The 13,077-nt window shown below is 50.4% G+C and carries 9 protein-coding genes, 1 pseudogene and 1 riboswitch; of the genes and pseudogenes, 6 read left to right on the plus strand and 4 right to left on the minus strand.

The genetic code is table 11. The annotated features are described in order from the left end of the window. Positions 1-402 precede the first annotated feature (402 nt). Positions 403-502, plus strand: a riboswitch (purine riboswitch). Positions 503-610: 108 nt separating this feature from the next. From KJS63_RS18470 to KJS63_RS18485, 4 genes and pseudogenes are all read left to right on the plus strand, one after another. After that, positions 611-2,050, plus strand: coding sequence for an NAD(P)/FAD-dependent oxidoreductase (locus KJS63_RS18470; protein ID WP_213620489.1), 1,440 nt, complete (start codon positions 611-613; stop codon positions 2,048-2,050). A gap of 294 nt (positions 2,051-2,344) precedes the next feature. Beyond that, positions 2,345-2,831 (plus strand): annotated as a pseudogene (locus KJS63_RS18475) (RrF2 family transcriptional regulator). Positions 2,832-3,113: 282 nt separating this feature from the next. After that, a complete protein-coding gene (locus KJS63_RS18480) occupies positions 3,114-4,544 on the plus strand; it encodes an MDR family MFS transporter (protein WP_213620490.1) in 1,431 nt (476 codons plus the stop codon). Positions 4,545-4,601: 57 nt separating this feature from the next. Continuing rightward, a complete protein-coding gene (locus tag KJS63_RS18485) occupies positions 4,602-5,480 on the plus strand; it encodes a class I SAM-dependent methyltransferase (protein WP_213620491.1) in 879 nt (292 codons plus the stop codon). Between the two features lie 126 nt (positions 5,481-5,606). Here the strand turns inward: KJS63_RS18485 and ahlS are convergent, their stop codons facing one another. Beyond that, a complete protein-coding gene (ahlS, locus tag KJS63_RS18490; protein WP_213620492.1) occupies positions 5,607-6,455 on the minus strand; it encodes an AhlS family quorum-quenching N-acyl homoserine lactonase in 849 nt (282 codons plus the stop codon). A 230-nt stretch (positions 6,456-6,685) separates the two neighbouring features. On the opposite strand from ahlS, the gene KJS63_RS18495 reads away from it, so the two are divergent. After that, complete coding sequence (locus tag KJS63_RS18495; protein ID WP_213620493.1) at positions 6,686-7,063, plus strand: winged helix-turn-helix transcriptional regulator; 378 nt, start codon at positions 6,686-6,688, stop codon at positions 7,061-7,063. Positions 7,064-7,244: 181 nt separating this feature from the next. After that, positions 7,245-8,228, plus strand: a complete 984-nt coding sequence (locus KJS63_RS18500; RefSeq protein ID WP_213620494.1) for an S-layer homology domain-containing protein — start codon at positions 7,245-7,247, stop codon at positions 8,226-8,228. Between the two features lie 171 nt (positions 8,229-8,399). On the opposite strand, the gene KJS63_RS18505 is transcribed toward KJS63_RS18500, so the two are convergent. Genes KJS63_RS18505 through KJS63_RS18515 form a run of 3 tightly spaced genes read right to left on the minus strand, consistent with a single transcriptional unit; the run spans position 8,400 to position 12,944 of the window. Further along, positions 8,400-9,407: an asparaginase gene (locus KJS63_RS18505; protein ID WP_213620495.1), complete on the minus strand. Its 1,008-nt coding sequence runs from the start codon at positions 9,405-9,407 to the stop codon at positions 8,400-8,402. Positions 9,408-9,409: 2 nt separating this feature from the next. Beyond that, positions 9,410-12,133: a cyanophycin synthetase gene (gene cphA / locus KJS63_RS18510; protein WP_213620496.1), complete on the minus strand. Its 2,724-nt coding sequence runs from the start codon at positions 12,131-12,133 to the stop codon at positions 9,410-9,412. Continuing rightward, the gene (locus tag KJS63_RS18515; RefSeq protein WP_213620497.1) at positions 12,123-12,944 is read right to left on the minus strand and encodes a cyanophycinase; all 822 of its coding nucleotides are present in this window, start codon (positions 12,942-12,944) and stop codon (positions 12,123-12,125) included. The genes cphA and KJS63_RS18515 overlap by 11 nt, the downstream gene beginning before the upstream one ends. Positions 12,945-13,077: the final 133 nt, after the last annotated feature.

Raw genomic sequence — 13,077 nt, forward strand, 5'->3', positions numbered from 1 at the left:
CTTCGATCCCGAGTGATTCTGAAGAAGCGGAGCGTCCGCCTTTGTCTCCGATATGCCCCACTGATAACTAGTTCAGAGGATTTCGGAGACAACAGTGGTCGTAAGAACACTCGGCATCGCAGCTCCCGAATAGGGAACCTTAATAAGTTCATTTAATATAACAGCAACCAACTAATAGCAACTACCCATAATTCTTAGCCACTCACCCCTTATCTGGAGCCTGTTCGCACAGCACGGATAAGGGGTTTTTAATATTCGCATTTTACTATTATTTTTTTGATATCATAGCTGTGTGAATATAATTGATACGCAAAACACGAACATTAAAAGATTTTAAATTTGACACATTCGTGTTTTTGTTTTATATTCATCTTGTTGCCTTGTTCAACATCATGAGTTCGAAAATTTATCGCTGTTACTGTTCGTATATCCCCGATAATACGGTTTGGGGGTTTCTACAAGGGACCATAAATTCCTGGCTACGAATAGGGTGCTGCCGCATACCTATTCATGTAGTCAGGTTTTTTTTTTCGTGGAATTTTAACTTTTATTTAGGCTTAGGAAGAATTAGAGAAGCATTTGAACGATACCTTACACCTCAGGAGGAACCATGAGTAAATATGATGTGATCGTCGTAGGTGCCGGACCGGCAGGGATTTTTGCATGTTATGAATTGAGCCTTAAGGCTCCACATTGGAAAGTACTGCTGGTGGACAAAGGACATGATATTTATAAACGCCGCTGTCCGATCCTGGAAGAGAAGATTAAGCTGTGCCCGCCAGCTGCCGGAAAGAAGGAGTTCGCCGGATGTCTTCCGGCCTGCTCGATTACTGCAGGATTTGGGGGCGCTGGAGCGTACAGCGACGGTAAATTCAATATTACAACCGAGTTCGGCGGATGGATGACGGATTATGTGGCTCCCTCCAAAGTGCTCGAATTGATTAAATATGTGGATAGTATTAATTTGAAGCACGGGGCAACACCACAAATTACCGATCCGATGACTCAGGCGATTAGGGAGATTGAACAGCGCGGATACGCGGCTGGGCTTAAGCTGCTGAGGGCGCAGGTGCGCCACCTCGGTACAGAACAGAATCTGGAGATTCTTAAATCCATCTATGAGTATCTTAAGACTCGTATTGACATGGCCTTTAAAACCGAGGTGGAAGATATCCTAACGGTCAAGGATGAGTCGGGGGAACTCCGGGCGCGCGGAATTACATTGAGGAACGGGGAGGTCCATGAGGCGGACCTGGTGATGATCGCTCCTGGACGGGATGGCTCGGCATGGCTTACAGACATTCTGAAGAGGCGTCGTCTGAGAATGTACAACAATCAGGTGGATGTTGGTGTGCGGGTAGAGACCTCCGATGTGGTCATGAGAGAGATCAATGAACATTTGTATGAGGGGAAATTCATCTATAACACTTCGGTGGGAACCCGGGTGCGGACTTTCTGCAGCAATCCTTCAGGTCATGTTGTTGTAGAGAATCACAGCGGGGTTATGGCCGCCAACGGCCATTCCTACAAAGACCCTGCGCTCGGCTCTTCGAATACAAACTTTGCCCTGCTAGTTTCGCATAAGTTCACAGAGCCTTTTGACAAGCCGAATGAGTATGCCCGTGAAATTTGTCAGCGGGCCAACGATTTGTCGAACGGCGGGGTTATTGTGCAGAAGTACGGCGACATTATCCGTGGACGCCGCTCTACAGAGAGCCGGATTGCGGAGGGCTTCCTCGAGCCGACCTTGAAGGAGGCTGTGCCGGGCGATCTTGGACTTGTGCTTCCTTACAACACGATGAAGAGCCTGATCGAGATGGTTGAGGCGCTGGAGAAGGTTACGCCGGGGATTGCTTCAGAGCATACCTTATTCTACGGAGTGGAAGCAAAGTTCTACTCCGCCCGCCCGAAGCTGGATGAGACGCTGGAGACGGAGATCAAGGGCTTGTACTGCGGAGGGGATGGCGCCGGGATTACCCGGGGGCTTGCCCAGGCAGGTGCAGCGGGAGTGTGGATCGCCCGGGGCATGATGGACAAGGCGGGAGTATAGGGGGCTTAATGAGCTGTACAGATGCTGCTCGCTTGTCTGCAACCTTTTGCTGATAAAAAATACACCGAATCATTACCGCTGTGCCCTTAGGCAGGCGGTATCTTTTTTGTGTGCGGCTTCGGCACCTTCAAGGTGACCATAAAGTATCTATATAAGCTAAGTTATTGATTTGCATGTATGACAGACTGTGAAATGTTCTATATCAGGAATTTCATTGCAAATTAGAATTGAATCATCTATTATGGATATTGGAAGTCTATATTGGTGATAATCATGAGAAGGGAGGGGGGAAACTTGCAGTTCTCCAAAAGTACAGATTATGCCCTACACGCCTTAATTCATCTGGGAAACTCGGAGCGTTGTAACAACATCGGGATCAAGGAATTATCCGGGACACTTGGCGTTTCCGAAAGCTATTTATCCAAAATCATGTCCAAGCTGAGGCAGGATGGAATCGTACGTGCTGTGCCAGGGGTGAACGGTGGTTACGAGCTTGCACGGCCTGCGGAGCAGATTACGTTTCTTGATGTGATTCAAGTGATTGAAGGAAGACAGAAGTTATTCGTAGGCTCCAATTCGAGTTCGCGGCAGCCATCGGTTGTTAGCTGAAGAGGAGGCTGCATAGCGGGGAATGAAACATCCGGAAAGAAGGGAATGCTTGGTTGAGAAAGCTATGTACGGCGCGGAACAGCATCTGTACCAATATTTGCGGGAACACACGATCCAGTCGGTACTGGATAAAGCTTTCAAGCGTTGTACCCATAGGGAAAACAAGAAGTGATACGCTTCTTGTGCTTTAATTATGGATATTATAGATCATTAATAGTTATATTTAAGAGACGTAAACAAGTGTCTCTGTTCGACTTGTCGCAGGCATTCGGATACGGGATCTCGGAGGACGAGATGAGATCTTTGACGAATTTGGCAAAACGAACATTTCGGGTATCTATAGCGCTGGGGATGCAGCTTCCCGACTGCATCGGGTTATTACCGCGCTTCGACAGGCACATTTGTCGCTGTGGTCATCAACAATGACTGAATACAGAGAGTTGGAGGAGAAAAAATGAGCACGACAACTAATAAGCGCGGCCCGATCATGTTTGCCCTGATTATCGGCATGTTCGTCGCCGCTTTGAATGAGACGCTAATGGGCAATGCCCTTCCCGAATTGATGAAATCGTTCGAAGTATCTGCGGCAACGGTCCAGTGGCTGTCCACCGCCTACATGCTCGTCGTTGGTGTGCTTGTACCGGTAACTGCAATCTTGCAGCAGTTGTTCACGACACGGCAAATATTTCTGTCGGCTATGGGGCTGTTCTTCGCGGGAACGGTCACCTCGGCAGTGTCGCCGGAATTCGGGGTGCTGCTTGTCGGGCGGATTATCCAAGCGATCGGAACCGGCATGCTGCTGCCGCTTGTCATGAACGTCATTATGACCATTTATCCACCAGAAAAGCGGGGAGGCGCAATGGGGATGTTAGGGCTCGTCGTCATGTTCGCACCGGCGATTGGTCCGACTATATCAGGTTTAATCGTTGACGGGCTTTCATGGCGCTGGCTGTTTTACCTTGTCATACCGTTTGCGCTGCTCTCCATTATTATAGGAGCCGTTGTCTTGAAGAATGTGTGGGAAGTGACGAATCCGCGAGTGGACTTCTTATCTATAGTATTGTCGACGATCGGCTTTGGCGGAATTGTCTATGGGTTCAGCAGTGCCGGGGATCATGGCTGGTCGCAGCCCGAAGTTATCTGGACGATCGTAGCGGGTGGTGCAGCGTTGGTGCTATTCATTTGGAGACAGCTAATATTGAAGCAGCCTGTCATGGATCTGCGTGCATTTAAATATCCGACCTTTGCGCTTGTTGCGGTGCTGCTGTTTGTGCTTATGATGACCTTCTTCTCATCCGCCATCATGCTCCCGATGTTTATGCAAGGCGTACTTCTGGTAACGGCATTCAAGTCCGGTTTGATCCTTCTTCCTGGCGGGATTATCAATGGGTTCATGGCCCCGGTCTCCGGCAAGCTGTTTGACAAGTTTGGGCCGCGTGTTCTGGTCATCCCAGGATTGATCATCGTCGCCATCTCATTGTGGCAATTTACCCGCTTCGACGAAACTACGGGCACCAGCTTTCTTATAGCTGTTCACATTGCACTGATGATTGGCATCGCGCTAGTCATGATGCCTGCACAGACAGCTGGACTTAACCAGTTACCAAGCCATCTGCACCCGCACGGGACAGCGATCTTAAATACACTGCAGCAGGTATCCGGCGCAATTGGCACTGCCCTGTATATCAGTATTATGTCAAGCGGGCAGAAACAGTATTTGAGCGGTGCAAGCGATCCGCAGGCTCCGGCGGAAATCGCCAAAGGGCTCGCAGCCGGTATCAACAACGCATTCTGGTTCGGCTTCATCATCGCGCTCGTTGCGCTCGTGCTCGGCCTTTTCATCCGTAAAGAAAAATCGCCGGAGCAGGAACAGGCGGCTGGATGAATCAGACCGTTCGTTTGGGAATTTCATAAAATCATAAGGAAAGCGTGGGGAATACTCATGAACGATTTTTTTAATGCAGCTCTATGGGAAAAAGCGTGGAAAGACGAGTCCGATGTGAAAATCGACAGGATGAAGAAGAGTGGAATTGATCCTACCAGGGCTTTTGACCACAAGGCCAAGACCTTCAACGAACAATCGCTTAGCGAAGAGGGAAAAAAACGAACGAAACGAATCATGAACTGGCTGGAAAGACAAGGAGTTCAATTCGAGAACAGCTCCATTTTGGATATTGGCGCTGCTTCAGGCGTGTTCGCAGTGCCGTTCGCGGAGAGAGGGGCCCGTGTAACCGCCGTAGAGACTTCTCCCCCGCTGATCGAATTGCTGGAAGAAAACATCTCGAACTTCGCCGAAGATCAGGTGAAGATTGTTCCTGTACCGTTTGAAGATATTGACGTAGAGGCCAAGGGCTGGAACCAGGCCTTCGATTTCGTCTTTGTCTCGATGAGTCCGGTCGTTCACAATTGGGAGAGCGTGGAGAAGGTGCTTAAGTGTGCTCGAAAGTTCTGTTATATCAGTATGCCGGTACTTCATACAGAGCACAGCCTAGTGAAGGAGGTTTGGCCGCTCGTCACCGGTCAACCCTATCATTCGAAACTTACGGAAATGGGATATTTATTGCATCTGCTGTATCTTAAAGGTTATGCATACGAATCGTTGATCACGCGCGAAGGGAAAACGACGGAAGTCTCCAGAGAAGCAGCGTTGCAGGAAGCAATGACTTGGCTCGGCCATCACCGCCTGCCTGTTGACGAGCGGAATCGGAAGATCATTGCCGACTATCTGGAGCAAGCTTATCCGTCCGGCAAAATCGTCATTCAGGAGGGAGGACGTTTTGGCAAAGTACTGATTCGATTGCAGGATCAGAACATGTATTAGAGAGTGGAAACAGCGACAACCGTGGACGAGAACATAGAGTCCCTGATTGTCGCTGCTTCATTGTATTATAAACTTCTCTTATTATCTATAAAGGCTTCATCTCTGGAAGCTCTGAATCACTTCTGCCTATTCGTAATATCCTTCCGTTGATTTGCGAAATTGTTTGAATTGATTCGCATCATGCCCGAACCACACTTGGGAATTTGTTCGGGCAGCTAGTGTACGGATCTTCTCAACGGTGTTCCGGTAGCCGATCGAATCGTATATGATGCCCGGTGGCTTGACGGGTGGACCGTAACTCTCTGCCGTATAAATGGTGTCGGAAGCGAGGATGATGCCGCCTGTTTCCGGCATTTCAATGTGCAATCCTAACATGCCCCAGGCATGGCCGCTGCCAAAATTAACAATTTTGATGCCTTCAGCTAGATCCAGGCTGTCTTCATTGCGTTTGACGGTTCGCCATTGCAATTGGTTTTTGATCCAAGCATCGATGTCCGCCCACACATAGGCCCCTTCCTTTTGGTTACGGGCATAGCTTTGCAGCGTGCCATTCAGTTCATCTTCATGGACGATAATCGTAGCGTTCGCGAAGATCTCCAAACACCCGGCATGATCCAGATGCAAATGAGAGGCAACAACATATTTGATTTCTTCAGGTCTAATATGGAGCTGCTCCAGCCGGTTATGCAGGTAGCATTCCTCGCTCGCCACCCACGGGAACGCCTGCTGAGTGTATTTGGTCCAGCGTCCTTCACTGCCCATGGAGTTCGGGTTGCAAGCCGTATCGAACAAAATTTTCCCCTCTGGATGATCGATCAATACCGTATAGATCGGAAATTCCACGAACTGTGTTGGTGCATTAGGATTCCTGATCGTAGCTGGGTTATGCATGGCGATCATCCAATTTTTATCCATGCTCATACGACCATTATCCATCACATACAGCTTGGGGCGGGCTTTATTAATATTCGGCATATTCATTTCTCCTCCTATTAATTCGAAGTTTTGTAATATTTATGTTCAGCTTTGCCAGCTTATAAGGTTGCTGTTGGCTTGCAAGCCCTCACTGCGTTTATAACCACAACGTGAGTAACCATGGTTTCTCCTTTACTGGCATAGACATACAATAATGGATAAACTAAACTTACGTAAGTAGGCACTTTAAAGTGTCCTGGGAACTTTCAAGTGCATAGGAGGGCAATCATTTGACATCTTCGGCCAAAATAAAACAACCCGACATCTCTTTGACGATTTGCGGTTATAGCAGAGTTCTTGAAATCATCTCCAACAAATGGACGGCACTCGTCATTTATGCATTGGAAAACGGAAGCATTCGATACGGGGAAATTGAAAGAAGAATCGAGGGTATTTCAAAAAAAATGCTCACTCAAACGTTGCGTAAGCTGGAATGGAATGGGCTGGTCCAACGCCATATCACACCAACCGTGCCCCCAGCTGTCGAATACTCGCTTACTCCTTTGGGGGAAAGCTTGCTCCAGCCGATGAGAGAACTAAGACAGTGGGGTAGGGAGAATTATTGGTCTGTCGAAGAGGCAAGAGGCAATTATGATCTAAGAAAATAAAGCTACCATCATCCCGGCAGCGTCATCTTTGTGTTAACTATACCCTTCAACGTCGCCACGTAAGTCTAATAATTTATTTTTATAAGACAGCAGCCCAACTCATTTTCCAGTAAAGTGAAACCTTTAGAGAGAAATATCTGTCAGGTATGTGTAAGATATTCCCAATCTGAAGGAGAGTTGGATGAATATGTCTTCGTATAAGAAAGCTGCCACTGCTGCCGTACTCGGACTCAGTTTGTTAGGAGGAGCTGCTGCCGGATCGGCTCAAGCTTCAAGTATATCGTTCAAGGATGTGTCCAAGAGCTATTGGGGTTATTCCAGCATCCGTTGGGGAGCTCAGAATAAGCTGATAACCGGGTACCCTGACGGTACATTCAAGCCGAATAAGGCGGTGGATGGGAACGAGTTCCTGGCCATGCTGATCCGGGCTTATCATCCGGCTGATCTGAAGGAGGGCAAGGGCACGGGAAACTGGGCATCTGCCTATCTCAGCTATGCCAAGAAACTGGGCTGGAAGACTGCAAGCACTGGCGCGGGATTTACCAGGGCTGAGGCAGCCGTCTATCTGGCAAATGCCACCGGTCACAACTACAGCACAGAGAATTCAATCTTGTATCTAATGGATCAGGGATTAATACAGGGCAAAAGCGGTCTAAGCCTGGCCGGTTATCAGCAGCAGGACAAAGTGACAAGGACAGAGGCACTTGCGCTTATCCAACGTCTGAAAGGGAAGATCAGCAAGCTGAAGGCTGTTTCCTCAACCCGGCAGTCGTACCTGGGGGGAAATATCCAATATAGAAATGACAAGTATGGCTTCACCCTGAAGCTTCCTAAAAGCTGGGCTGACAAATATGAAGTTCGAGATACGGTGGGGAAAGACGGCTACGTAAGCTTAGACTTCATCAGCAAGGCTGCGAAGAAGTCCGCCTCAGGCATTGTATTCACGATCGGAATCTGGCCGGAGAAGGTCTGGAAAGCAGATGAGAAAGAGATCAAGGGACAGATCCCCATCTGGCAGCTTGCGGGGAAGGGCGGTAAGGTCTATGCGCTTCATACTCCAACCGATGTGCAGGTTCTGTCTGATGATGCCAAGGCTAAGAAAGAATACGATCTGTTATTCGCAGGGGTGAAGAAGCTGAAGAGCACCTTTAATTTTACAAAATAAAAAGACACTTCTGAGTGTGCGCCTGCATAACAGGCTGGGCTCAGAAGTGTCTTTGTTTGTAAGCGGAAGTGCAGCATAGCTTTGTGTTTTGAACAGCATGCTGTGAATTTCACCGATATCTGAAAGCTGACCCAACTACCTGTGAGCAGCATTCAGCGGGACCAGCAGCAGCTATGCCTTATGAAGTGTAAAGACAGGCTCGATCCGGCCAACGGTCTCGCCCAAATGATTGCGGACCACTGGGGTTAAATGGGCATCCAAAAGCTGCTGTTCCCCGGATGCCAGCACCCCGAGCTGACGCAGTACTTCCAAGGCGGCCGGATATGCGGCCCGGCTGTTCCCGTCATCAATCTTCAGGGCAATTCCAATGCCCTGGTTCAGCAGGGCCGTGCAATGAACCCCTTCCGCGCCAACCTTGGCGATCACTTTGCCGCCGAGCACCCGGGTGACATCGGAATCGTACTCGCCCGTTCCGCTGACCATTTCCGGGTGGGCGACCATGGCCCCCGTCACCCGCTTTATAGCGGAGGCTCGTTCGGGGGCAAGCGCACTGGGATCACCAAGCTGTGCATAGGCGGCAGCCAGCCGGTTCAGGGGCAGCATCAATGTGGGGATGCCGCATCCATCCACAGCTGAGGAGATTTCATCCTCCTGAACCCCGGCTAGTTCTCTAAGCATCTCTCTCACCCGCAGTTGGACCGGATGGTCCGGGTTCCGGTACAGATGCGGGTCGCTTCCCATGTATTTTGCCAAGGCCAAGAGACCGGCGTGATTGCCGGAGCAGTTGTTATGAATAGGGGACGGGTGTCCCCCGCTGCGGAGCAGCTCCTCATAGGTTGACTTCATGTAAGGGGGGTGCACTCCGCAGGTCAGGGCCTCCTCGGTGAATCCCAGCTTGTCCAGAATACTATGCACCGTCCTGGTGTGCATGGGCTCTCCATTATGGGATCCGCAGCACACTGCGAGCTCATGCTCATTAAACCCGTAATGATCCGCTGCGCCGGATTCTACCAAAGGTACAGCCTGGATAGGCTTAAAGGCGGAACGGGCATACAGGGATCTGCCCGGATCGCCTACCGAGAACAGCAGATTTCCTTGCAGGTCGACTACTGCAATGGAGCCGCGGTGAACACTTTCGAGGTTAGCCCCCCGGCTAACCGTTACCAAAACCTCACTCATGCCTAAACCCCCCGCTTAGTAGGCAGAAAGCGTTCCTCTCCCTGCGCTGGTCTGTATCGTTGTACCTTATGGCGGAAGAGCGTTGAGGTCTTTGACTTGGCTTGCTCTACTGCCCCCGGCTGGCTGATGTCAGTCAGGAACCGCTCAACATGATCGAAATTGTCGTGCAGCACGAGAAGGAGATCACCGGGCTCTGTCAGCAGCCAAGCTGCATGGCAGGCCTTATATTCATCCGGGACAATCCGGATTGCGGATGTCTCCATGCCGCTCTGTAATGCGGCTTCACGGAGCAAACCAGCTGCCTCAAGAGGCTTCCTGCCCCGAAGGTTCCCATCCTCCTTGATGACGAACAGGTCCGAGCTCTCGGCAATCAGCCTGCCCATCTCAACGATCGCTTCATCAGGACGGTCGCCGGCCGCTGAGGCGGCTGTAATCAGGCGGTTCACGCCCATCTGCGACAGCGTGTCGTAGATGGCCTTAACACCAGCCGGATTGTGGGCATAATCGGCGATTACATAACGCCCGTCGATCACGGACAGATTGAAACGTCCGCGGTTCATTTTCATATCCGGGAAGAAGGTAATGATGCTGCTGCGCAGCTCAGCAATGGACTTTCCTAGAGCGTGAGCTGCCGCCAGTGCGGCAAGCGCATTCGCAATATTATGACGGGCGAATCCGTTGATGGTGATTGGAATGTCCTTGATCGGAAGGAATCTCCATGTATGTCCTTCTGAAGAGCAGACGAGCCAATCATGATCGGCATACCAGGCCGTGCCTCCTGCCTGGATCGTCTGTTGAATCAGCTTGTTGCCCGCATTCAGCGAGAAGTAGACGACCTTACCATCGGTGTGTTCGGCCATCGCGGCACAGCCCTCATCGTCCGCATTAAGGATACAGGTTCCACCAGGTAGAACCACTTCTGGAATTAACCGCTTTACCTTGCGCAGGTCTTCCAGCGTCTCGATGCCATCAAGTCCCAAATGATCCTCGGCCACGTTGGTGACAATCCCGACATCACAGTGGCGGAAGGCAAGTCCTTCACGCAGAATTCCACCCCGGGCGGTCTCAAGAACGGCCAGATCCACCTCGGGATGAGACAGGATCTTCCGGGCACTGCCTGGCCCGCTGCAGTCACCGGTGTCGATGCAGGTGTCGTCAATCCAGACTCCGTCGGAATGGGTAAGTCCGATCCGGCGGTTCTCCTGCTTAAGCAGATGGGCGGCAAGCCGGGCTGTGGTTGTTTTGCCATTCGTTCCGGTGACAGCCACGATGGGAATCGCGGATTCTTCCCGGGATTTGAATAAATAATCGACTATCGCTCCGCCAGCATCACGGCTGTTTCCTTCGGAAGGATAAAGGTGCATCCTGATGCCTGGGGCAGCATTAACCTCAAGAATGACAGCATGTCCCTCCTCATAAGGCACGGTTACGTCTGGGCTGATCATATCAATCCCGGCGATATCCAGGCCGATCGTCTGAGCGGCAAGGACAGCCAATCGGCTGTAGGAAGGATGGACCTGATCGGTAACGTCTATAGCCGATCCGCCAGTGGACAGGTTTGCATTTCCGATAACCCGGATGGTGTCTCCGGCGGCGGGAATAGCCTCAAGGCTGAGATTCCGCTTGGATAGACAGCACTCGGCCAGATCAAGCGGAATTTTGGTCATAGGCTTCTCATGATCTTCCCCGCGCAGCGGATTGTCATTCTCGGCTTCAATCAACTGACGAATCGTATGAACCCCGTCGCCAGTGATGGAGGGCGGAAGCCGTAGGCTGGCTGCCACGAGCTTACCGTCCACTATCAAGAAGCGGTAATCATCTCCGCTGTAATAACGCTCAATAATGAATTGGGTATAATCCTTGTGCTCCTCGGTTACATAATCATAGGCGCTTTGCAGCTGCTCCAGATTCAGGAGATGGGTCACTACGCCTTTACCTTGCCGGCCGTCAACAGGCTTGATCACAACCGGGTATCCGACCTGCTCACCTGCTGCCTGAAGCTCTTCGCGTTTCTCAATCACCACGCCCCCCGGCACCGGAAGCCCCGCGCCTTCAAGCAGGCTTTTGGTCATCTCTTTGTCACAAGCATTCTCAACCGCAAGGTAAGAGGTCTGACTGGAGACGGTAGCCTGGACAGATTTTTGTTTTCTGCCGGTGCCCAGACGAAGGAAGCTATCGTTGCCTACCCGCTGGACAGGGATTTGCCGGGCCAGCGCAGCCTGATAGATCGCCTCTGTGCTGGGCCCCAGCTTGTTCTCATAGTAGAGCTGGGCTGTCTTGGCAATCAGAGGCTCCGCGTCAATGTGCTCCTTGCCTTCCAGAATGGCTTCAACGATCTCCATAGCGCCATAGAAGGCCTGAATGCCGGACTCCTTCTCCCGATAATCATAGGTTACATAGTAGATTCCGGGACGGGTCTCGCTCGTAATTGTCTTTCCTCGCTTCACCTGGATGCCCGCCAAATGCTGAATCTCCAAGGCGATATGTTCAAGGATGTGTCCCATCCAAGTTCCTTCCTCAAGCCGTTCCACGAAACCGCCTGCGTATCCCTTTGAACATGTATGCGTTTTCAAACTAGGGAGAACGGTCAGCAGTTTATGGGTGAAGCCGGGAATCATATTTGAGGGTTTATGCTCAAGATCCTCCAGATCAAGCTCAATCCAGATGGTCGGTTTGTAGCTGTGCAGGTTCGGACCGGATAAGTATTTGATTTTATTAATCTTCATGTTGTTCTCCTCCTGCGGCTTTTATCAGCTCACGATTAATTAGATCGAAAGTGTAACCTCTGGCTAGGGAGTGAAGCCTCACTCCAGAAATCGTGATGTCATGGTTGTCACCATGTGATGTGGTATCCACAAAAGTGAGCTTTTTGCCGTCAAACAAGGTCACGGAGTGTTCTCCAAGCACCTCGAACAACTGGCCTTCCTCTTTTACCCAAATAGCGGTATTCTCGTCAATTCCAATCCCCATAATCTGAGGATTGTGAGCAATGGCGGTCATGAGTCTTCCGAATCTGGCCCGCTGTGAGAAATGCTGGTCAATGATGGCGTCATCGACGAAATCAAAACCGGCCCCCATCTCCACAATGGTCTCGTCTTCGATATCTACTGAAGACATAATCATATGTCGGCTCATGACAGCTGCTCCTGCGCTCGTCCCTGCAATTAGCAGACCATGGTGCTGCCATAGGTCCTTCAATTCAGCATAGAACCGGGTTCCGCCAAGAATACTGGTGAGCCTGACCTGATCCCCTCCCGTAATGAAGAGGGAACTGCAGCTGCCCAGAAGCTTAGCTGCCTCGGGATCTTCGGCCTTCTCACGTGTATCGATATGGAAGAGGACCGGTTCGGAAGCCCCAAGCTCTTTGAAAATCCGGGAGTAGGTTCCACCCAGTTCTTCAGGATATTCGGTAGCGGTGGTCAGAATCCCGATGGGTCCTTTCTTTTCCCGGGAAATATCGACAAACTTAGTAAGGATCTCCCGAGAATCTTCTTTATCTTCATTCCCGCCAATGATGAGTAAATCACCCTTCGACATTCTATGCACCAGCCTTTGAGGAAAATATTCTATATAAGTTGAACTATTGATATACCCGTAGGGCAGTCGTATGAAATGTTTCTTAGGGCTGCTTGCCTAATGGTAATTCTCAAGGTCAGCTTATATATTTTCA

The organism is Paenibacillus sp. J22TS3 (assembly GCF_018403205.1).
Taxonomy (GTDB): domain Bacteria; phylum Bacillota; class Bacilli; order Paenibacillales; family Paenibacillaceae; genus Fontibacillus; species Fontibacillus tuaregi.

What these genes read in the sequence shown, in the direction of transcription:
- KJS63_RS18470 (WP_213620489.1), top strand. Translation starts at nt 611, where the DNA reads ATGAGTAAATATGATGTGATCGTCGTAGGTGCCGGACCGGCAGGGATT.
- KJS63_RS18480 (WP_213620490.1), top strand. Translation starts at nt 3,114, where the DNA reads ATGAGCACGACAACTAATAAGCGCGGCCCGATCATGTTTGCCCTGATT.
- KJS63_RS18485 (WP_213620491.1), top strand. Translation starts at nt 4,602, where the DNA reads ATGAACGATTTTTTTAATGCAGCTCTATGGGAAAAAGCGTGGAAAGAC.
- ahlS (WP_213620492.1), bottom strand. Translation starts at nt 6,455, where the DNA reads ATGCCGAATATTAATAAAGCCCGCCCCAAGCTGTATGTGATGGATAAT.
- KJS63_RS18500 (WP_213620494.1), top strand. Translation starts at nt 7,245, where the DNA reads ATGAATATGTCTTCGTATAAGAAAGCTGCCACTGCTGCCGTACTCGGA.
- KJS63_RS18505 (WP_213620495.1), bottom strand. Translation starts at nt 9,407, where the DNA reads ATGAGTGAGGTTTTGGTAACGGTTAGCCGGGGGGCTAACCTCGAAAGT.
- cphA (WP_213620496.1), bottom strand. Translation starts at nt 12,133, where the DNA reads ATGAAGATTAATAAAATCAAATACTTATCCGGTCCGAACCTGCACAGC.
- KJS63_RS18515 (WP_213620497.1), bottom strand. Translation starts at nt 12,944, where the DNA reads ATGTCGAAGGGTGATTTACTCATCATTGGCGGGAATGAAGATAAAGAA.